Below are 22,759 nucleotides of genomic sequence, written 5' to 3' on the forward strand. Positions count from 1 at the left end.
TATTTTGCGACGCCCCCTTTTCTTTTGAAATATTTTTATCTTCCTTTTTCTTCGTTATATTGTCGTTTATAATTCTAATATAATCATCAATAAATATATGGTTAACTTTACTTACATCAAATTTAAATAATGTAAAGGCGAATTGAACAAAATATCCTAATCCAATTACCATAATTAAAGTACCAACCCCTACAGTTCCACTTAATATATAACCTATTACTAGCACTGTTAACTCAATACTATTTCTTATGAAACGAACAGATTTTTTAAACTTTTTTGTTAAAGCAACCATGAGACCATCTCTTGGTCCAGAACCAAGTCCAGCACCAATATAAAAGTAGGTACCTATACCTATAACAAACATTCCGAGAGCTAGCATTAAAAATTGGGCAAATATATTATTGACTACAGGAATTAAGTTATTAAGCATTAAAACATCCATAAAAATACCTATGAAAAGCATATTGCAAATAGTTCCTATACCTAACTTTTCACCTAATATCCAATCAAGAATTACAAATATAAAACCAACTATTATACTTGCTTGCCCCATAGTAATACCAATATGGTTAGAAACTCCTTGATGAAAAACTTGCCAAGGAGAAAGTCCTAAATTTGCGTTTATTGTCAAAACTATTCCTGCAGCATAGAGAAAAAGACCTAAAAATAATCTCCCTAAAGTTAACAATAATTTCTTCATAATAAAACCTCCTACATATATGATTTATGATGTAATTATAAAACAATACAGTGTAGAACAGTCAAGTGTTAAGTGTAACAGTTCTGATGAGTTATAATCATTTTCAATTTAGTTCTTTGATTTTTTTATACAGTGGTATAAAATATGATTATAAATATAAAATAAGTACTATAACAGTATATAACACTTATGGAGGTTTAGTATGAATATTAAAATTGATAAAAATAGTATAATCACAATAACGCAACAATTAATACAGTTATTTTCAGATAGAATTTTATCTGGATTTCTAAAAGATGGAGAGAAACTTCCATCAATTAGAAGTCTAGCAAGAGAATTAAATGTTAGCCCTATGACTATAGTAAAGACTTATAATGAACTAGAAAAGTGTGGACTTGTGACAACAATACAAGGAAAAGGAACTTTTGTAAACAAAAGAAACAATGCAAGAGAAGAGCAAATACAATTGGAGAAAGATGACTTTCAATGGCAAATCTCTGTAACTGATTATTTAGCTAGATCTCAATTTAGAAATAATCCTAATTTATCTTATAACAGCAAGTATTTTAATCTTTCAATAGCTTCAATAAATTATAAATTACTTCCTACTGCAACTATTTTAAAGGATTTTTTTAAAAATTTTAATCTTAATGAGAAGGAACTTTCTACATATCCTCCTATACAAGGAGATTGTGAACTTAGGGAAGCAATGGCAAAATATCTAGGTTTGAAAGGGATAACAACTAATAGAGAAGATATATTAATTACTAATGGAGCACAACAAGGGATAAGTCTTATAGCAAGTACTTTTGTAGGTCCAGGTGATGTTGTAGTTATGGAAACACCTACCTATCCTGGATCTATAGATTTATTTAAATGTAGAGGAGCTATAATTCTAACGGTGCCTGTGGATAAAGAGGGCATGAGAACGGATATTTTAATGTCTCTATGTGATAAATATTCACCGAAGGTTATATATACAATGCCGAACTTTCAAAATCCTACAGGCTATTCCATGTCTATGAAACGTAAATTTGAACTTTTAGATATTGCAAAATACAATAATAGCATAATAATAGAGGATGATCCATGGAGTGAAATTTCCTATACAAATAATAGTGTAAAATCACTAAAATCAATGGACAAAACTGGACATGTTATCTATATAAAAAGTATGAAAAAAATTCTGGGACCCACAAATAGATTAGCAGCAGTTGTTGCTGAAGGCTCTTTAATTTCAAGATTAATAGTAGCTAAGGCTAATCACGATTTAGGAACATCAATTTTAAGTCAAAAAATAATTTTAGATTTTATTAGGACAAATGAGATTACAAGGTATGTTGCAAAATTAAATAAAGAATTAGTGAAAAGGAGAGACACTGTAATAAAGTTATTAAAAGCGAATACACCTAAAGGTACAATTTGGACTATGCCAGAAGGGGGAATAAACATTTGGATTACTTTACCGGAAAATGTTAATGTGGAGAAGCTTTTATTTCACTCGATTAATAGTGAAAAGATTTCTTTTTTACCAGGAACTATATGTTATCCCAATGAGGTAAATTTTAATACTTTAAGAATTTGTTTTGCTTATATACATGAAGAGTATTTAGAAATCACAATTAAAAAACTTTGCAAACTTATGAGGGAATTATCAGATTTAGAAGACAATAAAAACTATATACCAATTGTATAATGGTAGTTCTAAAGGGTAAGATTTGGAATTCTTTATGGAGAAAATATTATATAGAAATATAGGTATTTTTTCTTCTGCACGTTTTCTTTTAGATTCTATAATTAGTAAGGATAAATATCTTCTAGTAATCTAATATAATTGTTTTGTTTAATTACAAATGAATAAAGATACCGTTTAGTACAAACGAATATTATTTGGTAGTCATTACCTCAAACCCCAACTAAAAATAATATAATTAATTACTTGCAAGACTTATAGATGGAGGAAAAATGTTAACAGCTGAAGTGAGAACTGTGGATTATTACTTTGAAAAATTACAAGAGGTGTGGATAAGAATATTTTTAAATTTTAAATTATGATTTCGAAATATAGGTATTTATGTTAAAATTAATCATGTAAACGATTTTATTATTTATATTATAATAAACTAATCGTATTTGAAAATAAACGGTTAGCTTAAAGGTTGAGGAGAGATAAAATGGGGGAAAGGGTAAAATCTTTTATTAAGGAAATACCTATATTAACATTAGGTATGTTTATTGGAGCATTAGCTGTACACTTCTTTTTGATTCCAAGTAAATTAATTGTTGGATCTATTACTGGCTTATCAATAGTAATTAATTTACTTACATCCATTCCATTGCCGGTATTAATTTTTATTATAAATTCATTTTTATTAATTTTATCTTACTTTCTTATTGGGAAAGAATTTGGCATTAAAACTGTATATGCAGCTTTGATCTTGTCACCGCTCCTTGCCATATTAGAAAAGTTATGTCCGATAAGCCAATCATTGATGCAGGATCAGTGGTTAGATCTTATATGTTTTGTGTTACTTTTGAGTTTTTCCCAAGCAATTTTATTTAGACGCAATGCATCAACTGGGGGTCTAGATATTATAGCTAAAATTGTAAACAAATATTTTCACGTTGATTTAGGTACATCAGTTACTATTGCAGGAGCAATTATTTGTTGTACCGCAATTTTTGTGTATGATGTAAGAACGGTAATCATAGGATTAATTGGAACTTATCTCAATGGATTAATATTGGAGCACTTTATGATAGGATTTAATTCTAGAAAAAGGGTTTGTGTTATATCTAATGATTATCAGTTAATTCGTAAATTTATAATAGAAGATATGAAGCGTGGAGCAACACTATATCCAATTAAAGGTGGATTAGAAGCTGAGGGCAAGTATGAAATTGAAAGTTTAATGACACGAAATGAATTTTCTTATCTTATGGAATTTATCAAAAAAGAACAAATTGATGCATTTATTACCGCAGGAACAGTTAGCGAAATATATGGTAATCTTGGAATAAAGGGAATTAAAAGTAAACCAAAAGTATTACTGGAAAACAAATAAAAATTACTGGAAAACAAATAAAATAATTAATAATTATAGCTATGTAAGTTTAAACTTATGTAGCTATTTTTCTATTAATGAGTTCTTATAAAATTTTTTCTTGGAAAGTAATTTTTCTGTATATCTACTATTTCTAGGAGTAAGGAAATTATAAACTCAATACAAATATATACATGAATGTTAATACTGGTTGATAGACATTGAAAGGTAAGAAAAATATAATAAATATGAAAGGTATGATAAATATGATTAATATAAATTTGAAAAGATTAAGGAAAATCAATCAATATACCCAGGAGGATGTAGCTGAGAAGATTAATGTTTCTAGGCAAGCTGTTGCTAAATGGGAAAATGGAGAGTCAACTCCAGATATAAATAGTTGTATTGCCCTTGCAAAATTGTATAACGTTACTATAGATGATTTAGTTAACCATTCAGAAGAAGATTCAGGTGTTGTTGTGCCACCTAAGGGAAAACATTTCTTTGGGTCTGTTGTGGTTGGAGAACGTGGGCAGATTGTTATTCCTAAAAAAGCTAGGGAGCTATTTAATATTAAGTCTGGTGATAATTTATTAATATTAGGAGACGAAGATAGGGGAATTGCCATTGTACATCAACGTGACCTTATAAATTTTGTAGGACAAATTGGTGTGGTAACTAAGGAGTAATAGTTTTAAGCAGAGGGGTTAAAGGGGGAGGATTATAATATGAGTAAGATAGTATTTTTTTGCATTCCTGCACATGGACATACGAATCCTACTATTGAGGTAGTGCGTGAATTATCATATAGAGGCCATGAAGTATGGTATTATTCTTTTGATGAATTTAAAGAAAAGATTGAAGGAGCAGGTGCAAAATTTATTAGCTGTAATAAGTATCTTCCAGAATTAAAGCCTGGAGATGAGAAAAAAATTGGGAAGGATTTTGCTGCTTTAATTGAGATGATAGCAGATACAACTATAGCTTTAGATGAAAAAGTATGTAGTGAACTTAAAGGGTTTAATCCAGATTGTATTGTATCAGACTCTTTATGTTTTTGGGGTAAGCTATTTGCAGAAAAATTGAATATTTCCTATGTATGTTCTACAACAACCTTTGCATTTAATAAGTATACAGCAAAGATGATGAAGAAAAGCTTTAAGGAAGTTATACGTATGATTTTAGGCATGAGTCGTATTAATAAGAAAATAGAGCTTTTGAGAAACCATGGATATAATGTTAAGAATTTTGTTTCTATAATTCAAAATGATAATGATACAAATACAATTGTATATACTTCAAAGGAGTTTCAACCAATGATAGAGACTTTTTCAGATAAATATTCCTTTATAGGTCCTTCAGTATCTAATGTTAAGGCTGGATATGAAGAAAGAAAGCGTAAAAAAATATATATTTCCTTGGGAACGGTTAATAACAAAAATATAAAGTTTTATAAAAATTGTATAAAAGCCTTTGAAACTTGTGATTTTCATGTGGTTATGTCAGTTGGAAAAGATACTGTAATTGAAGACTTAGGCTATATACCAGAAAATTTTCAGGTTAAAAATAGTGTGGAGCAAATTATAGTGCTTCAAAATACAGATGTATTTGTTACTCATTGTGGTATGAATAGTGTTAATGAAAGTTTGTATTATGGAGTTCCTATGGTGTTATACCCACAGCATGAAGAGCAAGGAATGGTAGCGAAACGAGTTGCTGATTTGAAAGCTGGGATATTTTTAAAAGGTAATAATCCTAAATCCATAAAATATGCAGTATTGCAGGTTATGGATAATGATGATTATAAGAAAAACGCATATAAATTAGCAGAAGGTTTCAAAAGTGCTGGAGGTTCAAAGAAAGCAGCTGATTCTATATTGAAGGTTATAGATGCTATAAATTGACGGTTATAATCACACATTGTATAATAAAAAGTGTAAGATAAATAGTGTAAAAAACTTTACACTAAGGATAAAGGGTAGGGGGAGAAAAAATGATAGATAAATATTGGGAAGGTAAGCATTATGCTTTTCATCAAAATAAGGAATGTGAATATTTCCCTTGTCACAAAACTAATAAACCTGAGGAGTTTAATTGCCTATTTTGTTATTGCCCACTTTACGCATTAGCTGATAAATGTGGTGGTAATTTCAAAATTACTGAAGACGGAATAAAAGACTGTAGTGGATGCATGGTTCCACATGTTAAAGATAACTATGGGCTTATAAATAGTAAGTATAGTGAAATTGGGAAATTAGTTAAAGAGCAATTAGAAAAAAGTAAATAAGCAGATAATAAAGAAGCTAAAAAGCTAGATNNATCTAGCTTTTTAGCTTCTTTGTTTAGTTATAATATTAAGGTCGAAAAGAGATAATATTATTTATAATGTGAACTATTTCTTTGGGAGATTCCTTTAAATCATTATCTAGCCATGTTTGAACAACTGAAACAACTCCTCCTACAGAGTATTTTATAAAGTAATCTAAAAACTTATCATCAACTTTTGAATTTTTAACTAGCTTATCAATTTTAGATTTATTTGCTACGTAAATAATGCGGTCCATAATGTTGTTTTCCATTTGTCTACTGAATAGTATCTGGCATAATTCTTTATTTTCTTGAATTAATTCAAGAGCTTTAAGTAATAAAATATCTTTGTATCCTTCAACTGGGGTTTCTTCGATATATTCTAAGACTTGATTAAATAGTTCATCCTCTAGAGATTTAAGTAGGTCATAGGTATCTTTGTAATGGGTATAAAAAGTTCCTCTATTAATATCTGATTTTTTGCAGATATCAGTAACAGTAACTTCATGAATTTTTTTATGTTTAAGTAAGTCAATTAAGCTTTCTTTTATTATTTTTTTAGTATATAAAATTCTTCTATTTCCTTTAACGCCTGCCATTTAACTCATCCTTTTTTAGTATTTATTAAAGCAATTATTAATTATATGTTATTAAATAAACAAAATTCGTTAAAATGTATATTTAATAACACTATAAAAATATGTGATTATTGTAACTAATCCATATATTATTTATACTTGAATTATAGCATTAACTAAACAAGGTGTCTATTTAATGACATTGAGTATTTAAAGGTAGTATTGATTAGGGAGGGCAACATGTCATACATAGAGATAAAAGATGAATATAAAAGATACAAGGTTGGAGAAACTACCATTGCAGCAAATAATGGTATTAATTTTTCCATAGAAAAGGGAGAGTTTACTATTATTCTAGGACCAAGTGGTGCAGGTAAAACAACTGTGCTCAATATACTTGGAGGAATGGATACTTGTGATGAAGGTGAAATAATTATTGATAACGTTGATATATCTAAGTTTAACAAGAGACAGCTTACTAAGTACAGAAGACATGATGTGGGGTTTGTATTCCAGTTTTATAATTTAGTTCAAAATTTAACTGCAAAGGAAAATGTGGAATTGGCTACACAAATTTCAAAGGATGCTTTAGATGTAGATAAAACTCTTGAGTTAGTGGGACTTGATCATAGAAAAAACAATTTTCCATCTCAATTATCAGGAGGAGAACAGCAAAGGGTTTCTATAGCAAGGGCTATAGCTAAAAATCCTAAGTTGCTTTTATGTGATGAGCCAACTGGAGCCCTTGACTATAAAACAGGAAAACAGATTTTAAAGACATTGCAGGATACATGCAAAAATACTGGAACAACAGTAATTGTTATAACCCATAATTCAGCCCTTGCACCTATTGCAGATAGAGTTATAAAAATTAGGGATGCAAAGGTTACAAGTGTTGAAGTTAATAAAAACCCTGTTTCAGTTGAAGACATAGAGTGGTAGAGGGTAGAAGATGAAAAATGGAGCATATAAAAAATCAATAATAAGGGAAATATTATCTTCTAAAGCAAGGTTTATATCAATACTTGCTATAATTTTTTTAGGAGTTGCATTCTACTCTGGAATTAAATCCAGTGGACCAGATTTAAAAGAGTCCATAAATGAATTTTTTAGAGCGCAAAATTTAATGGATAGCAAGATAGTATCTAGTATAGGGCTTAATGAAAATGATTTAAAGTTATTGGAGAATAAGGATGAAATTTTAGATTACTTTGGAACATCTAGTATAGACGTAAATTTAACTAATATAAATAATGTGGTTAAATTTATGGAATATGATGAGAAGGACTCTAGTAATATAAATAAACTTATTGTTACAAAAGGGAGATTACCTGAAAATAGTGGTGAAATAGCTTTAGATGAAAATGCTTTAAAGGAAGATAAAAATTTAAAGATAGGTGATACCTATACTATAGAATCTGATGAAGAGCTGGATGAATACTTTAAGAAGAAAACTTTTAAAATTGTTGGATTTGTACAAAGTCCCATGTATATAGAAAATATATCTAGGGGAACAACTACCGTTGGAAAAGGAAGTGTAGACTATTTTGCAATATTAAATAGCTTAGATATATCCATGGATGTGTATACGGAAATATATGTACGATTTAAAAATGTAGCTAATCTTGGTGCATATAGTGATGAGTATAAGGATAAGATGGAGGAAAACAATAAGTATCTTGAAAGTTTATACTCCAATAGAGTTGTAGAAAGAATTGAAGAAGTAAAATTAGAGGCAGAAGAGGAGCTTAGTAAGGCTTATAAAAAAATAGAAGCTGGTGAAAGAAAGCTCAAAGATGCTGAAAAAGAAATAGAGGAGGGTAAGGTGCAACTTCTTCAGGGTAAAAATCAATATGAAGAGTTTGCAGAAAAGTATCAGCAAGAAATTAAAGCTGGTGAACTGAAATTAATTGAAGGTGAAAAAGAGTTAGTTGAGGGTCAGAAAGAACTTGATAAACAAAAAGAGCAATTTTTACAGGGTGAGAAACAGCTAGAGGTAGGAAAAATTCAACTTGATAATGCTAAGGAAGGATTTTTAAACCAAGGAATTGATCCAACTAAAAGCACGATAGAGTATGAAAACCAAATAGATAGTTTAGAAGTTTTAATTGGGACATACAATACACTTTCTAGTGATATGAGAGAAACAGCAAAGAACCTTAAAGAAGGTGAAAAAGTTTTAGAAGAAAAAATTCAGTATTGGAAAGGTGCTTTATCTAATCCTGATTTAGGATTAGGTGAATTAAGTAACTTAGTAAATAGTTTAGAAAAAGACCCAACTAATATTTCTTTAGTGATTAGTATGGCACAAGGAGTAGAAGGTGCTAGTAAAAGTGCAAGTGAGAATAAGTCTAAGGTAGAAACTTTAGTCGCTGGAATAACTCAGTATCAACAAGGTGTAATTGCCTATGAAGAGAAAGTTAAAAGCTTTAATGAAGGGAAGATAAAACTTGAAGCAGCTGAAAAGCAAATACTCATAGGGAAAGAGGAACTTATCAAAGGCAAAAAAGAACTTGAGGAAGGTAAAAAACAAGGACAATTGGAACTTGATAAGGCTAAGAAGGAACTTGAAGCTTCAGAGAAAAAACTTCTTCATGGAGAGAAGGATATCAAGGAGAATAAAGCAAAACTTGCAGATGGGCGAAAAGAGATAGATAAAGAAAAAGAAAAATTAAGTGATTTAGATAATAGTAAATATTATTTCTTTGATAGAAATGATAATCCTGGTTATGCAACTTACAAAGGTTCAATTGATAGCTTAGATAAGATAGCTTCAGTATTTCCTGTGTTCTTCTTCCTAGTTGCAGCACTTATATGCTTAACTACAATGACTAGAATGGTGGAAGAAAATAGAGTGGAAATAGGAACACTAAAGGCTTTAGGCTATAAGGATTTAGAAATAGCTAGGAAATTCATAGTTTATGCAGCGCTGGCTAGTATTGTTGGTAGTGTCCTTGGTATTGTAGTTGGAAGCAGTATCCTTCCATATATAATAAGTAAAGCTTATTCATCTGCCTTTGCATTACCAAAGGTAAAAATACACTATTATCCATCCTATATAATTCAGTCTTTAGTAGCTTCAATACTTTGTACAGTAGGAGCATCATTAATTGTATTAAAAGAGGAATTAAGAGAAAATCCTTCTGATTTAATGAGGATAAAAGCTCCAAAGGTTGGTAAAAAGATATTATTAGAGAGAATTACACCTTTATGGAGAAGACTGAACTTTAATCAAAAGGTTACCTTTAGAAATCTTTTTAGATATAAGCAAAGGATGTTAATGACAATACTTGGTATATCAGGATGTATGGCTATGCTTGTTGCAGGGATATCTCTTGAAAAATCCAATTCTTCAGTTATGGATATTCAATTTGGGAAGTTATTAAAGTATGATGCTATGGTAGTATTTGATGATAATAATAGTAAAAAAGAAGATACAGAATATGAAAGTAGTTTAAAAAGCTTAAAAGGATATGAAAGTAGCTTAAATATTCATCAAGATTCAGTAACCTTCATAAAAGAAGGTGTAAGTAAGCAAAGTGCTATTATGTATGTACCAGAAAATATAGATGAGCTAAATAAATATATTTTATTAAACCATAGAGAAACTGGAACTAATTACAAACTATCAGATAGTGGAGTAATTATAAATGAAAAACTTGGAAATATTTTAGGGGTATCTGCTGGAGATTATGTAACTTTAACAGATTCAGATAATAATTCTCATAAGGTTAAAGTAGATAACATAGTAGAAAATTATGCTGGACATTATATATATCTATCACCATCCTATTATAAAGAGATATTTAAAAGTGCTCCCAAATATAATGCACAATTATTAAAGTTAAATTCTAATAGAGAAGATGATAATAAAATATCTACTACCCTTATGGACAATGATAAAGTAGTAAATGTTACCCTTGCTTCAAAGCTAAGAAGCTTAAGTGAATCTGCTGATTTAGGCTTAGTTATGATAGTAATAATAGTTGCTTCTGGAAGTTTAGCATTTGTTGTATTATATAATTTAATTAATATAAATGTATCTGAACGTATAAGAGAGATATCTACCATAAAGGTACTAGGCTTTTATGATAATGAAGTTGCCATGTATATATTTAGAGAAAACATAATACTAACAATATTAGGTATACTTGCAGGGTCAGTTATGGGTAAAATATTATATGTATTTTTAGTGAGTACAGCAGAGATGGATAATATGATGATGATACCAACTGTAGACATGAGTAGTTATGTAATCTCTGGATTAATTACAATGTTTTTTGCTATATTAGTTATGATAATGATGCATATAAAATTAAAAAATATAAATATGATTGATGCACTAAAATCCATAGAGTAAAGTTTAAATTGAAGGGAGTCGCAAATTGCGACTCCTTTTTTCTGCAAAATATTATTTAAAAGAATAAGAATATATTGAAAAACAATAAAAACAATGGTATTATATATAAATAAAGAGTAAAATATTGTTAAATTACTACTGACTTGCTACTCTCAAAAAAGAAAGTAGTAATAGATATTTGTTACTATGATAGCTTTTGAAAAGGAGACAATTTATTGTGAAAATAAAGTTTATTTTACCTGCGTTAGAAGAGGCAAAAAGTCCATATTGGAGGCCTATAAAATATTCACTGTTTCCTCCTTTAGGCTTGGCTACTTTAGCATCATTGTGTGATGACTCAGATGAAATAGAAGTAGTTGATGAACATATAGAAGAAATAAATTTAAATGATGAACCAGATTTAGTTTGTATTGAAAGTTATATAACTAATGCTAATAGAGCTTATGAAATTGCAGATTTTTATAGAAAAAGAGGAATAAAGGTTGCTATTGGTGGAATTCATGCAACATCATTACCTATAGAGGCTAAGAATCATGCAGATACTGTATTACTTGGTCTTGGAGAAAGAAGTTTTCCTGAGTTTTTAAAGGATTTTAAGAAGGGGAATATTAAGGAGTTTTATGAGCAGGGGGAGGTTTCATTAGATAATCTACCGCTGCCAAGAAGGGACTTATTTAAACAGGAGAAGTATTTAGTTCCAAATTCCATGGTATTTTCAAGAGGGTGTCCTAATAAATGTTCCTTTTGTTATGTTAGTTCATTTTATAAAGGCGGAAAATCTTTTTTTGCATATAAAGTGGACAGGATATTAAAAGAAATTGAAAGTATGAAAGGGAGGCATTTATATTTCCTTGATGATAATATATTTGCAGATAAAAAGTTATCAAGGCAAGTTTTCAAGGAAATGAGGGGAATGAATAGAGTTTTCCAAGGTGCAATAACTGTAGATTCTATTCTTCGAGATGATACAATAGATTTTGCATATCAGGCTGGATTTAGGAGTGCTTTTATTGGGTTTGAGAGTATTAATAAACAGAACTTAATTCAAGCTAATAAAGGGTCTAACATAGGAAAAGATTATAGTAAAGCAATAAAGAAATTAGATGAATTAGGAATAATGATAAATGGAAGTTTTATTTTTGGACTGGATAGTGATACTTTAGATGTTTTTGATAGAACTACAGAATGGGCTATTAATAGTGGTATAACCACAGCAACTAATCATATTCTTACTCCGTATCCTGGTACGGGTATATTTAGTAAAATGGATGAAGATAAGAGAATTATTACTAAGGATTGGAGACTATACGATACTAGGCATTTAGTATTTAATCACCCTAATATTACAAAAGAAGAAATGGAAAGTGGATATAATAGAGCTTATAAGGATTTTTATAGGTGGAGAAATATATATAAGGCATCAAAAGAACATGAAAATCTTAAAATGAGATTAAAACATTTCACCTATGCAGGGGCATGGAAAAAATTTGAGCCAGTATGGAATTTTCTAATTAAGAATGAACTTCTTTCAAAGAGTAGAAGTTCATTAGTAAGAACATTAAAGTAATTGAGTATTTAAATTAGATGGTTTTATTTTTGAAAAAGTTGAGACGTATACTACTTAATGTATTATAATTAAATAGTATATATTTGTTAACTTTTAATATAATTTGGAAATATATTTTCATGGGTAAGATATAAAAATTTAAAGGGGTGTATAAGAATGAAAGCAGCGTTTCTAATAATTGATATGCAAAAGGGATGTTATGACTTTTGTAAATGTCAAAGAGAATTTGATGATGCAGTAGAGTATATAAATGAGGCAGCACGTATGTTTAGAGAAAAAGGATTGCCTGTTGTTAAAGTATTGGATATAGAAGTGGGAGATGGTCCTGGTTCTGAGAAGTTTGAATTTGTTGATTCTATTAATGAGAGTACAGATGATATTGTTATACATAAAGAGTATAATAATGCATTTTTCAAGACAGAGCTTCATGATAAGCTTCAAGAACTTGGAGTTGAATTTCTTGTTATAAGCGGATTTGCAGCAGAGTATTGCGTATTGTTCTCTTATAATGGAGCAAAAGAGATGGGATATGGAACATCATTACTTCAAAATGGTATTGCAGGTGTTGAATATGAAGAAGTGAAAAAAATGCAACTCTTAAGGCCAGTAATTAGTCTTGAGGCATTAGAATATTTTTTAAAGTAAGAAAAGCTTAGTTGCTAGGCACTAAGCAATCCTAAGAACAAAAGTAGATAATCCAAAGCTTTGATTTGGTGTAAGTCACTTTCGCAGCGTGCTTATTTTGTTTTAGAGCTATTGGATTATATATATGCTGTAAACTATGAATCTTAGAGAAAGTGCTAATCTTTGCGGTATGGAGCACTTTTTCTCATGTATAGAACTTATACACTGAGATATAGTCAGATGGATGTATAAGACCCTTGGTCTCCATCATGAAACCCTCGACAATACGGAAATGTGTTGTAGAGGGTTATTTATTTTTTAGAATAAAGAATAATGAACAGTATCATAAATAAATGATATTTATAGCAATAACTATTAGTATTACATAGTTAAGGTTGTTTTTATAAGTTAAAAGATTTTCTAAAATCACTAGGAGTAATTCCATGGACATCTTTGAAGGCAGCGGCAAATTTAGCTGGATTTTTGTAGCCACATAGTTCAGATATGCCACGAATACTTAGATGGTCAGCAGATAAGAGTTGCATGGCTCTTTTCATGGTTTCTATTCGAATATATTTATAAAGAGGAATTCCATAATGATTTTTAAATGATTCGCGAAGTTTACTTTCGCTCATTTCAGCCATTCTGCATAGTTCAATTGTATCTGGAGTATTTAAAATATCTTCATCAATCTTAGTCTTAACTTGATAAATCTTCTGCTCATTTTCCCAAGTAATGTAGTGGCGGCGGCTGCTTCTTCTTTTAGGGATATCAGGAAAGTTTCTAGTGATTGCAGATAAAAGATGTAAAGTCATCCCCTCAAAAGCAAGTAAAGGCATGTCTGTATTTCTTACAGCCCATCTAATTTGCTCTAAAATAAGCATTATATCAGGAGTGTTGTAATGTTGAGTTTTCCAAAGTTTTGCATCCTGAACACTGATTTTAGATGCATGGATGCGATCTTTAAGAAAAGGTTTTATAAAGTCATCAAAAATTAAAACGCTGGTAAAACAATAGTGTACGTCTTTAGAGAAAGTAAAAGTAAATTGTTTTTCAGGGTTAACAATTAAATTAGTTATTGGAGGAAGAGCTTGCCTCTTTTTCCCTTGATGTGAATAGACTATTTCTCCACAGTCAACACAAAAGATAATCATAAAAGGCTTACTTGAATTTATTGTATGTACTATCTGTTCACTTGGGGTAAACCAAGCACTTGAAACAAATAATCCTTTAGCAGCATTTATTTCTGCAATCCATCCATTTGACCAATGAGGAGGAAAATCGTAAATATGTCCATTACCATAAGGCCTTTTAACTAAATTATATTTATCTGCTAAAGCACTCCAAGAACAATCATTATATTCATCCATAAAATTTTTACCCCTCTCTTTTTTGATTTAAAGTAACAATATTATAGCATCATTTGAGAAAGATTTTCAATAAGAGCATAATCCATTTTATTTAAATTACAATCCATAATGATGAGAAGTATTTTCATTTAACTCTTATAAAACAATAAGTTACTCTCATTTTAATAGAAAATGACTTCTGAAAAGGGGGTTTTTAAGCCATTGACAGTGGAATTTATAAATGCTACGATTTAAAAAGTTAGACTAGTCTTACATTTGTATATAACGCAGGTGCTAGCGTTATTAGATTAATATAAAATATTTATAAGGGAGAGGTATAAAATGAAAAAATTATTGTTATTATTTTGTGCAATATTTATGACTACTATGATTTTTGTTGGCTGTTCTTCATCTAAAAATGCAGAGCAAGAAGAAGCCACTGTTCGTACTATATCTACTGTAAAAGGGGATATTGAAGTTCCTGCTAATCCTAAGCGTGTTATTGCTAATTGGTATGTTGGAGATGTTATTACTTTGGGATTAAATTTAGTTGGATATAAAGCTTGGGAACAAGAAAGTATGCCTTTTTATGATACTCTTAAAGCTTCTACAAAAATTGAAAAGTGGGAGCCTGAAGACGTTATGAATTTAGAACCAGATCTTATTATTACATATGATGAGGCAGACTTTGATAAATTCAGCAAAATAGCTCCAGTTCTTGTTATTCCAGAAGGAGATATGGATTCTCTTGAACGTATAAAAACCATAGGAGAAGCTACAGGACGTAAGGCTGAAGCAGAGAAGGCAGTTTCTAACTTTGAAGAAAAACTTGCGGATGTGAAGAAAACTTTTAAAGGCGATACATTTGCAGGTAAAACTTTCAGTATTTTGGAAGATTGGGGAGCTACTGGTGAGTGGAGCGGTATATATTATGAGACTGGTTCTAGAGGTGGCACTTTAGTATATGAATATCTTGGACTTAAATATCCAGACAAGCTTAAAGAACTTATAGAAAAATCAGGAGAAGGACGTGGACATATAAGTTATGAAGTAGCCAATGAGTATTTTGGAGATTATATACTATGGTGTAGACAGGAAGGTAAGGAATCTGATTATGCAAAAACAGATATTTGGAAGAGTATCCCTGCAGTTAAAGAGGGAAGGGTTATAGAAATTCCAGCAAAGTATCAAGGGCTTTTCTTTTACTCTGATATCTTAAGTCTTACTGAACAACTTGACTATATGGTTAATGCAATAAATTCATTAGCTAAATAATTCTAATTAAGAAAGGAAAATAAATATGCAAAATACCTATAATAAAAAGCGACAATTAGGGGCTTTGAATTTTACAATCTATATGATTGCAGGGGTGGTTTTGCTGGTGATTATGTCAGCAGCATCAATTTCTTTTGGTGCTGCTAATATGAGTTTATCTACGGCTTGGGGAGCCATTTTTAATTTTGACTCTTCTTTAACTGAACACCAGATTATTCAAACTCTTCGACTTCCTCGTATAGCAGCTAATATAATTGTTGGGTCAAGCCTTTCCATATGTGGTGCTATAATGCAGGGAACCACAAGAAATCCTCTTGCTGATTCTGGACTTATGGGTATAAGTAGTGGTGCTTCTTTTGCTATAGCTTTTTGTATGGCATTTTTACCTGGTGGAAGTTATGGACAGATGATGCTTTTTGCATGTATTGGTGCAGCTGTTACTACAGGTATAACTTATTTTATTGCGTCTATTGGCAGAGGAGGCATGAAACCACAGAGACTTGTTTTAGCAGGTATTTCTATATCAATGCTATTTGGTGCTTTTAGCCAATATCTTTCTATAAAATATAGACTTGGGCATGCTTTAGCTTATTGGACGGCTGGAGGAACAGCAGGTGCTAAATGGAGTGAACTTGCTATAGTTTTCCCATTCTTTATTGTGGGCATAATTATAGCTCTTATTATATCACCTTCAATTACTCTTTTAAATCTTGGAGATGATGCAGCTATAGGTCTTGGACTTAATACTAAGAAGGTTAAAGCTATTTCTACTGTAGTTGTTTTAATACTTACAGGGCTTTCTGTAATTGTTGTTGGACCTGTTGGTTTTATAGGATTAATAGTACCTCATATTGTCCGCTACCTTATAGGCGTAGATTATAGATACATAATTCCAGCTTCAGGATTATATGGAGCTTTGATTACTGTGGCAGCAGATTTAGTTGGAAGGCTTATTAATAAGCCTTATGAAACTCCCATTGGAATTATTTTTGCTGTAATAGGGGTTCCGTATTTTCTTTATCTTACAAGGAAGCAAAGGAGGGAATTCCAATGAAGAAAAAGGGTTACTCAGTTTCACGTGGCTTAACTATTATTTTAGTACTTACCATTGTACTGCTAGTTGTGGCAGTAATAAGCGTGAACTCAGGTAAAATGAATCTATCTCCTTCAGAAGTCTTTAATGTTCTTCTTGGAAAAGGTACAGCTAAACAAAATCTTATAGTATATGATTTTCGTCTTCCTCGTATTGTATTAACTATTCTTGTAGGTATTGGTATGGGAACAGCTGGATGTGTAATGCAGAGTTTACTTCGCAATGATATGGCTAGTCCTGGAACTTTGGGAATAAGTTCGGGTTCAGGATTATTTGTATTATTGTTTATAGTTATTTTTAAGGTAGATAGTGTATCTTCAGCTATTGCTCTCCCACTTTTAGCTTTTATAGGTGGAATGACAGCAGCAGTGCTTATATTTTTACTTTCATATAAAAGAGGAAAAAGCATATCACCTACAGGATTAATTTTGACAGGTGTAGCTGTTGGAAGTGGATATAGTGCTATTACTATGATGCTTACTTTAAAGCTAGATGAGAAACAGATGGATTTTATTCAAAGATGGAGTGCAGGAAGTCTTTGGGGAGACAATTGGACGTATATTTCTATTCTTGCACCTTGGATATTGATTCTATTTTTATATGCACTTTATAAATCTCGTACTTTGAATACTTTAAACCTTGGTAATCAAACTGCAACAGGATTAGGAGTAGCAGTAAAGAGAGAATTTATAGGTTTAGCTGTAGCAGCTGTTGCTCTATCGTCAGGTAGTGTGGCCTTGGGTGGTAACTTCTTTTTTGTTGGAATGATTTCTCCACATATGGCAAGGAAGTTTGTAGGCTCAAATCATAAACTATTGATTCCTACCGCATCTCTAGTAGGCTCAATAATTATTCTATTATCAGACACTATTACTAGAACTATAAGTCTTGGAACAGATGTTCCTACAGGAATTATTATTACTGTATTAACTACACCTTACTTCTTATACTTATTAGTAAAGTCAAATTAAGGAGGTTTGTATGAAAAGTATTGAAACTAAAAATTTAGATATAGCTTATGATGATACTCTCATTGTAAAGGAATTAAATATGCAGATACCAGAGGGAAAGATAACTTCTATTATAGGAGCAAATGGATGCGGTAAATCAACTATTTTGAAAGCAGTTGGACGTATATTAAAGCCTAAGAAGGGTGTAGTACATCTAAGTGGACAAGATATAAGTAAATTACCTACAAAAGAAATAGCTAAAAAGATGGCAATACTTCCTCAAACTCCTACTGCACCAAGTGGACTTACTGTAGGTGAGTTAGTTGCATATGGACGTTTCCCTCATCAAAAAGGTTTTGGAAATCTCACAGAGGAAGATAAAAGAATTGTTAAATGGGCTTTAACTGCAACTAAGTTAAGTGAGTTTGAGAGAAGAGAAGTTGATGCTTTATCAGGAGGGCAAAGACAGAGAGTTTGGATTGCTATGGCTCTAGCACAGCAAACTGATTTAATTTTATTAGATGAACCTACTACTTACCTTGATCTTGCTCACCAATTAGAGGTTTTAAAGCTTTTATATGAGCTTAACCGTAATCAAAAGTGTACAATTGTTATGGTACTTCATGATTTAAATCTTGCTGCAAGATTTTCTGACTATATTATTGCTATTCAAAAAGGCGATATAATAAAACATGGAGCTCCTGAGGAAGTTATGACTTCAGAGGTGCTTAGAAAAACATTTAATATCAATGCTGATGTTGTTATTGAACCAAAGAGTAATCGTCCAGTATGCATTACCTATGATATTGTAGATGAAAATGAGGATGTAGAGTTGAAGGAAAAGGAGGTAATAGGAATATGAGAACTACCTTACGTATTTTTATGGGAGCGAGAAAATATTGGATTTATTTAATATTAGCATTAATAGCCATTATTATTTCTACCATAGCAGGATTTTATAATCCATGGGCCCTAAGAGAGCTTACAAGTATAGCAACAGAAGGAAGCGCTGATTTTGGAGCTCAATCTTTACGAATAGGATTAATGCTTTTAGTTGCAACTGTATTTCAATCAGCTGGAAGTTCTATTTCAGGATATCTAAACCATCATGCAGCTTTACATTATGTTGCAGATATGAGAACAGAAATTTACTCTAAACTTCAACATATGGGGCTTAAGTATTTTAATAAAAGTCGTACAGGAGATTTAACTAGCAGAGTTATTAATGATGTTATGGAGGTAGAGATTCTTTTAGCTCACGTAATTCCTGATTTTGTTGTTAATATATTGACTTTCGTAGGTGTTGGGATACTATTATTTTCTATTAATGTAAAGTTGGCTTTTTTAAGTCTTGTTACTATTCCTTTTCTTATTATGATTACCCTTTGGCAGAGTAATCATCTTTCTCCTATATGGAAGCAGAATTCTATGGTTAGGGGAGAACTTTCTGGTACTGTTCAAGATAATTTTTCTGGAATTAAAGAGATACAGATATTTAATCAACAGGAAAGAGAAGAAAAAAGGATTAAGAATCTTTCTGTAAAACATAGTAAAGCATACTTAAAGGCAAGCTTCTTTTTTGAAACGACTTTTCCGCTTCTTGCATTTTTCACTGCTCTAGGTTCTGTTATAGTTATAATATTTGGTGGATTTATGGTTTCAAGAGGAGAAATTAACATTGGAGATATTGTAGGATTTTCTATGTATCTAGGTATGTTTTATGGACCTATAAAAAGCTTTTCAAGACTTATGGAAATGTCAGGTAACGCACTTGCAGGGTGTAGACGCGTTTTTGAGGTTATGGATGAAGTTACAGATGTCAAAGAGAAAGTTAATGCAAAGAAAATGTCTAAGGTTAAAGGAGAAATTGATTTTAAGGAAGTTTCTTTCTCCTACAATGATGAAATAAACATTTTGCAAAATATAAATTTAAAAGTAAATCCGGGAGAAACTATAGCTTTTGTTGGGGCAACTGGAGTGGGCAAAACCACAATAGCCAGTCTTTTAAACCGCTTTTATGATCCTCAGAGTGGAGGCATTTTAATTGATGGAATAGATATTAAAGATGTAACTTTAAAGAGTCTTAGAGATAATATAAGCATGGTTTTACAGGACACCTTTTTATTTAACGGAACAATTTATGAAAATATTGTTTATGGCTGGAAAGAAGCTACTAGGGAGCAGGTTCTTAAGGCTTCAAAGGCGGCTAATGCTCATGATTTTATTGAAAATTTAGAAGATGGTTATGATACCATAATAGGAGAGCGTGGAGTACGTCTTTCTGGAGGACAGAAACAGAGAATTTCCATAGCTAGAGCAATCCTTAGAAATTCACCTATTCTTATTTTGGATGAAGCTACATCAGCTCTTGATACAAAAACAGAGAAAGAAATCCAAGCTGCATTAGATGAAATTTCAAAAGATCGAACAACTATAGTAATTGCCCATAGATTATCAACTATCCGTAATGCAGATAAAATTGTAGTTCTAGAAGGAACAAGCATTAAAGAAACGGGAAACCATGATGAGCTGATTCGTTATGGAGGAACTTATGCTATGCTATATAGAAGTCAGGTATCTTAAATGTAAAAAAATTAACGATTCAAAATCGCAAAAGCAATTTTGAGTCGTTGATTTTTTTATTTATTATTATGTTCTGAAAGAAATTTTTGCATAGCATAAACAGAATCTGAACTAATAACGTGTTCTATAGCACAAGCGTCTTCATCTGCAATAGAACTATCGATGTTTAGAATTTTTATAAAGAAATCTTTAATAATGTGATGCTTTTTAGATGTAGATCTAGCTATTTCTAAGCCTAAAGGAGTTAAAAATATTTCCTTGTATCTTTCATTAGTTATAAGTCCTTTTTCAGATAAAGTTACCATAGCGCTATTAGTGCTGGCTTTAGTTACTCCAAGCTTTTCTGCTATGCGAGTCATTTTAACTCCTTTACCTTCTTCTGATAACTCATAGATAGCTTCTAAATAATTTTCCATTACAAAAGTAAGTTTTTTCATACAAATCTCCTGTGATTTTTAAAGTTGATTTCATTCACTCTACATTAATAAAATGTCTTTTAATAATAATAACATATTTTATATGGAGTTCACAGAATAGAGATATAATATATTGATCCAGAAATGTATTAAATATAGTACATTTCTGTATAGATTTTAGAAATAACTTTTAATTTAAAGTATAATTTATTATGAAGAGGAGTGATTTTTATGAAGATTTTAATAGTTGAAGATGATATAGAGTTAAGGAATGAGCTTAAATTATTGTTAGATGATACTGGATATGAAGCTATGATTTTACCTTCTTTTTATAATGCTAAAGAGGAAATTTTAGCTGTTGATCCGGACTTAGTTTTGCTAGATATAAAGATACCAAATATTAATGGTCAACAGCTTCTGAAGGAAATTAGAAAGGAATCTGATGTACCAGTAATTATGGTGACTAGTAAGGATAGTGAGTTAGATGAGGTTTTAAGTATGAGTTATGGTGCTGACGATTATATTACAAAGCCATATAATCCAGCATTACTACTTCTACATATTGAAGCTTTGTTTAGGAGAATGAACAAAATTAATAATATCCAAAGCTACAGAGGTGTTAAGGTGAATACATTAAAAAGTACACTAGAGAATGGTGATAAGCAGTTATTGCTTTCAAAAAATGAAATGAGTATATTTTACTTCTTATTAAATCATCAGGGAGAAATTGTTACAAGGAACCAAATTATGAATCACCTTTGGGGAGAGGATAAATTTATTGATGATAATACCCTTACAGTTAATATAACAAGATTGAGAAAGAAGCTAGAAAGTATAGAGCTTAAAGGTGTTATTGAAACTAGAAGAGAGCAGGGGTACATTTTAATATGAAGCTAAAGGATTATTTAGGTGATAAAGCTATAATTATTTTAATGTATATATTTCTTATGGTTCTTATATTATTTTTTCTCATAATGTTCAAGGTGCCAATAGCATTAATAACATCTATTACAATTGTGCTTTTTATTTTTGGAGCAACGATGATAGTCTATGATTATTTAAGTAAAAGAGCCTTTTATAATGAGTTTCAAAGGAGACTAGAAGGTCTTGATAAGAAGTATTTAATAACTGAGATGGTGAATAAGCCCAACTTTTTAGAGGGTAGGCTACTTTGTGAATTCCTTTATGAAACAGATAAGTCTATGAATGAGGATATTGAAGAGTACAAAAGAAGTATAAGAGATTTTAAGGAATATATTGAGCTTTGGATTCATGAGGTTAAGTTGCCTATTGCTAGTTGTGTTTTAATTTTACACAATAATAAGGTTGATGCTAATAAAAAGGTGGGAGAACAGCTTCAACGTATAGAGAATTATGTGGAGCAGGTTTTATATTTTGCTAGAGGAGAAAATTCAGAGAAAGATTATCTAATAAAGAGATGCAACCTTAAAGATATAATAAATACTGTGATTAAAAAGAATAAAGATACTCTTATTTTGAAAAATATAAGAGTTCAAATGGAAAATACAGAGGTACAGGTGTTAAGTGACAGTAAGTGGCTTGAATTTATTATAAATCAGGTACTTAGTAACAGTATTAAGTATTGTAGTGACAAATATCCAAGTATATCCTTTAAAGTTGTAGTGGAGGGGACTCAAAGTACCTTATATATTGAAGATAATGGTGTTGGAATAAACGAGAAAGATATTTCAAAGGTCTTTGAAAAGTCCTTTACAGGGGAAAATGGAAGATTAGTTTCAACTTCTACAGGAATGGGATTATACCTAGCACAGAAGTTATGTAAAAAGCTTGGTCATAGTATAGATATAGCCTCAGTAAAGGAACAGTTTACTAGAGTATCAATTATCTTTAACAATAATGAATATTATGAAGTTTTGAATTAGGTATCTTCA

The 22,759-nt window shown here is 30.8% G+C and carries 20 protein-coding genes; 16 read left to right on the plus strand and 4 right to left on the minus strand.

Annotated elements, in window-relative coordinates; translation table 11 throughout:
* On the minus strand, positions 1 to 700 hold a 700-nt coding region (locus tag B3630_RS01830; RefSeq protein WP_346895005.1), incomplete at its 3' end, for a hypothetical protein.
* A gap of 202 nt (positions 701 to 902) precedes the next feature.
* Between B3630_RS01830 and B3630_RS01835 the strand changes: the two genes are divergently transcribed.
* From B3630_RS01835 to B3630_RS01855, 5 genes are all read left to right on the plus strand, one after another.
* Positions 903 to 2,396, plus strand: coding sequence for a PLP-dependent aminotransferase family protein (locus B3630_RS01835; protein ID WP_346895007.1), 1,494 nt, complete (start codon positions 903 to 905; stop codon positions 2,394 to 2,396).
* 478 nt (positions 2,397 to 2,874) lie between these two features.
* On the plus strand, positions 2,875 to 3,765 hold the full coding sequence (locus B3630_RS01840; protein ID WP_346895009.1) for a YitT family protein: 891 nt from the start codon (positions 2,875 to 2,877) through the stop codon (positions 3,763 to 3,765).
* Between the two features lie 200 nt (positions 3,766 to 3,965).
* Positions 3,966 to 4,433, plus strand: a complete 468-nt coding sequence (locus tag B3630_RS01845) for a helix-turn-helix domain-containing protein (RefSeq protein ID WP_414632989.1) — start codon at positions 3,966 to 3,968, stop codon at positions 4,431 to 4,433.
* A gap of 39 nt (positions 4,434 to 4,472) precedes the next feature.
* On the plus strand, positions 4,473 to 5,648 hold the full coding sequence (locus tag B3630_RS01850; protein WP_346895011.1) for a macrolide family glycosyltransferase: 1,176 nt from the start codon (positions 4,473 to 4,475) through the stop codon (positions 5,646 to 5,648).
* 89 nt (positions 5,649 to 5,737) lie between these two features.
* The gene (locus B3630_RS01855; protein ID WP_346895013.1) at positions 5,738 to 6,031 is read left to right on the plus strand and encodes a cysteine-rich small domain-containing protein; all 294 of its coding nucleotides are present in this window, start codon (positions 5,738 to 5,740) and stop codon (positions 6,029 to 6,031) included.
* 67 nt (positions 6,032 to 6,098) lie between these two features.
* Here B3630_RS01855 and B3630_RS01860 read toward each other — a convergent pair whose 3' ends face one another.
* Positions 6,099 to 6,650, minus strand: coding sequence for a TetR/AcrR family transcriptional regulator (locus tag B3630_RS01860; RefSeq protein WP_346895015.1), 552 nt, complete (start codon positions 6,648 to 6,650; stop codon positions 6,099 to 6,101).
* Between the two features lie 219 nt (positions 6,651 to 6,869).
* Here B3630_RS01860 and B3630_RS01865 point away from each other — a divergent pair, with 219 nt between their 5' ends.
* The 4 genes from B3630_RS01865 to B3630_RS01880 all read left to right on the plus strand — a co-directional run bounded on the left by B3630_RS01865 (position 6,870) and on the right by B3630_RS01880 (position 13,201).
* Positions 6,870 to 7,571, plus strand: a complete 702-nt coding sequence (locus tag B3630_RS01865; RefSeq protein ID WP_346870429.1) for an ABC transporter ATP-binding protein — start codon at positions 6,870 to 6,872, stop codon at positions 7,569 to 7,571.
* A gap of 10 nt (positions 7,572 to 7,581) precedes the next feature.
* Positions 7,582 to 10,989 carry an FtsX-like permease family protein gene (locus tag B3630_RS01870; protein WP_346895017.1) on the plus strand — a complete coding sequence of 1,136 codons (3,408 nt, stop codon included), beginning with the start codon at positions 7,582 to 7,584 and terminating at the stop codon, positions 10,987 to 10,989.
* A gap of 217 nt (positions 10,990 to 11,206) precedes the next feature.
* Entirely contained in the window at positions 11,207 to 12,556 is a 1,350-nt protein-coding gene (locus B3630_RS01875) for a B12-binding domain-containing radical SAM protein (protein ID WP_346895019.1), read from the plus strand.
* A gap of 156 nt (positions 12,557 to 12,712) precedes the next feature.
* Complete coding sequence (locus B3630_RS01880) at positions 12,713 to 13,201, plus strand: cysteine hydrolase family protein (protein ID WP_346895021.1); 489 nt, start codon at positions 12,713 to 12,715, stop codon at positions 13,199 to 13,201.
* A 380-nt stretch (positions 13,202 to 13,581) separates the two neighbouring features.
* Here B3630_RS01880 and B3630_RS01885 read toward each other — a convergent pair whose 3' ends face one another.
* The gene (locus tag B3630_RS01885; protein ID WP_346895023.1) at positions 13,582 to 14,550 is read right to left on the minus strand and encodes an AraC family transcriptional regulator; all 969 of its coding nucleotides are present in this window, start codon (positions 14,548 to 14,550) and stop codon (positions 13,582 to 13,584) included.
* A 321-nt stretch (positions 14,551 to 14,871) separates the two neighbouring features.
* Here B3630_RS01885 and B3630_RS01890 point away from each other — a divergent pair, with 321 nt between their 5' ends.
* Genes B3630_RS01890 through B3630_RS01910 form a run of 5 tightly spaced genes read left to right on the plus strand, consistent with a single transcriptional unit; the run spans position 14,872 to position 20,430 of the window.
* Complete coding sequence (locus tag B3630_RS01890) at positions 14,872 to 15,804, plus strand: ABC transporter substrate-binding protein (RefSeq protein WP_346895025.1); 933 nt, start codon at positions 14,872 to 14,874, stop codon at positions 15,802 to 15,804.
* A 25-nt stretch (positions 15,805 to 15,829) separates the two neighbouring features.
* The gene (locus B3630_RS01895; protein ID WP_346895027.1) at positions 15,830 to 16,858 is read left to right on the plus strand and encodes an iron ABC transporter permease; all 1,029 of its coding nucleotides are present in this window, start codon (positions 15,830 to 15,832) and stop codon (positions 16,856 to 16,858) included.
* Positions 16,855 to 17,868, plus strand: a complete 1,014-nt coding sequence (locus B3630_RS01900) for an iron ABC transporter permease (RefSeq protein ID WP_346895029.1) — start codon at positions 16,855 to 16,857, stop codon at positions 17,866 to 17,868. The genes B3630_RS01895 and B3630_RS01900 overlap by 4 nt, the downstream gene beginning before the upstream one ends.
* A gap of 10 nt (positions 17,869 to 17,878) precedes the next feature.
* Complete coding sequence (locus B3630_RS01905; protein WP_346895031.1) at positions 17,879 to 18,709, plus strand: ABC transporter ATP-binding protein; 831 nt, start codon at positions 17,879 to 17,881, stop codon at positions 18,707 to 18,709.
* A complete protein-coding gene (locus tag B3630_RS01910) occupies positions 18,706 to 20,430 on the plus strand; it encodes an ABC transporter ATP-binding protein (protein WP_346895033.1) in 1,725 nt (574 codons plus the stop codon). The genes B3630_RS01905 and B3630_RS01910 overlap by 4 nt, the downstream gene beginning before the upstream one ends.
* A 56-nt stretch (positions 20,431 to 20,486) precedes the next feature.
* Here B3630_RS01910 and B3630_RS01915 read toward each other — a convergent pair whose 3' ends face one another.
* Positions 20,487 to 20,867, minus strand: coding sequence for a metal-dependent transcriptional regulator (locus B3630_RS01915; RefSeq protein WP_346895035.1), 381 nt, complete (start codon positions 20,865 to 20,867; stop codon positions 20,487 to 20,489).
* 210 nt (positions 20,868 to 21,077) lie between these two features.
* On the opposite strand from B3630_RS01915, the gene B3630_RS01920 reads away from it, so the two are divergent.
* Both B3630_RS01920 and B3630_RS01925 read left to right on the plus strand, forming a co-directional pair.
* Positions 21,078 to 21,737 carry a response regulator transcription factor gene (locus B3630_RS01920; protein ID WP_346895037.1) on the plus strand — a complete coding sequence of 220 codons (660 nt, stop codon included), beginning with the start codon at positions 21,078 to 21,080 and terminating at the stop codon, positions 21,735 to 21,737.
* Complete coding sequence (locus tag B3630_RS01925; RefSeq protein ID WP_346895039.1) at positions 21,734 to 22,750, plus strand: sensor histidine kinase; 1,017 nt, start codon at positions 21,734 to 21,736, stop codon at positions 22,748 to 22,750. Before B3630_RS01920 ends, B3630_RS01925 begins: the two co-directional genes overlap by 4 nt.
* Positions 22,751 to 22,759 lie beyond the last annotated feature (9 nt).

It is taken from the genome of Clostridium sp. UBA7503, assembly GCF_002477055.1.
In the GTDB taxonomy this organism is placed as follows: domain Bacteria; phylum Bacillota; class Clostridia; order Clostridiales; family Clostridiaceae; genus Clostridium_J; species Clostridium_J sulfidigenes.

What these genes read in the sequence shown, in the direction of transcription:
- B3630_RS01910 (WP_346895033.1), top strand. Translation starts at nt 18,706, where the DNA reads ATGAGAACTACCTTACGTATTTTTATGGGAGCGAGAAAATATTGGATT.
- B3630_RS01855 (WP_346895013.1), top strand. Translation starts at nt 5,738, where the DNA reads ATGATAGATAAATATTGGGAAGGTAAGCATTATGCTTTTCATCAAAAT.
- B3630_RS01865 (WP_346870429.1), top strand. Translation starts at nt 6,870, where the DNA reads ATGTCATACATAGAGATAAAAGATGAATATAAAAGATACAAGGTTGGA.
- B3630_RS01900 (WP_346895029.1), top strand. Translation starts at nt 16,855, where the DNA reads ATGAAGAAAAAGGGTTACTCAGTTTCACGTGGCTTAACTATTATTTTA.
- B3630_RS01915 (WP_346895035.1), bottom strand. Translation starts at nt 20,867, where the DNA reads ATGAAAAAACTTACTTTTGTAATGGAAAATTATTTAGAAGCTATCTAT.
- B3630_RS01920 (WP_346895037.1), top strand. Translation starts at nt 21,078, where the DNA reads ATGAAGATTTTAATAGTTGAAGATGATATAGAGTTAAGGAATGAGCTT.
- B3630_RS01880 (WP_346895021.1), top strand. Translation starts at nt 12,713, where the DNA reads ATGAAAGCAGCGTTTCTAATAATTGATATGCAAAAGGGATGTTATGAC.
- B3630_RS01925 (WP_346895039.1), top strand. Translation starts at nt 21,734, where the DNA reads ATGAAGCTAAAGGATTATTTAGGTGATAAAGCTATAATTATTTTAATG.
- B3630_RS01850 (WP_346895011.1), top strand. Translation starts at nt 4,473, where the DNA reads ATGAGTAAGATAGTATTTTTTTGCATTCCTGCACATGGACATACGAAT.
- B3630_RS01835 (WP_346895007.1), top strand. Translation starts at nt 903, where the DNA reads ATGAATATTAAAATTGATAAAAATAGTATAATCACAATAACGCAACAA.
- B3630_RS01890 (WP_346895025.1), top strand. Translation starts at nt 14,872, where the DNA reads ATGAAAAAATTATTGTTATTATTTTGTGCAATATTTATGACTACTATG.
- B3630_RS01905 (WP_346895031.1), top strand. Translation starts at nt 17,879, where the DNA reads ATGAAAAGTATTGAAACTAAAAATTTAGATATAGCTTATGATGATACT.
- B3630_RS01895 (WP_346895027.1), top strand. Translation starts at nt 15,830, where the DNA reads ATGCAAAATACCTATAATAAAAAGCGACAATTAGGGGCTTTGAATTTT.
- B3630_RS01885 (WP_346895023.1), bottom strand. Translation starts at nt 14,550, where the DNA reads ATGGATGAATATAATGATTGTTCTTGGAGTGCTTTAGCAGATAAATAT.
- B3630_RS01840 (WP_346895009.1), top strand. Translation starts at nt 2,875, where the DNA reads ATGGGGGAAAGGGTAAAATCTTTTATTAAGGAAATACCTATATTAACA.
- B3630_RS01870 (WP_346895017.1), top strand. Translation starts at nt 7,582, where the DNA reads ATGAAAAATGGAGCATATAAAAAATCAATAATAAGGGAAATATTATCT.
- B3630_RS01860 (WP_346895015.1), bottom strand. Translation starts at nt 6,650, where the DNA reads ATGGCAGGCGTTAAAGGAAATAGAAGAATTTTATATACTAAAAAAATA.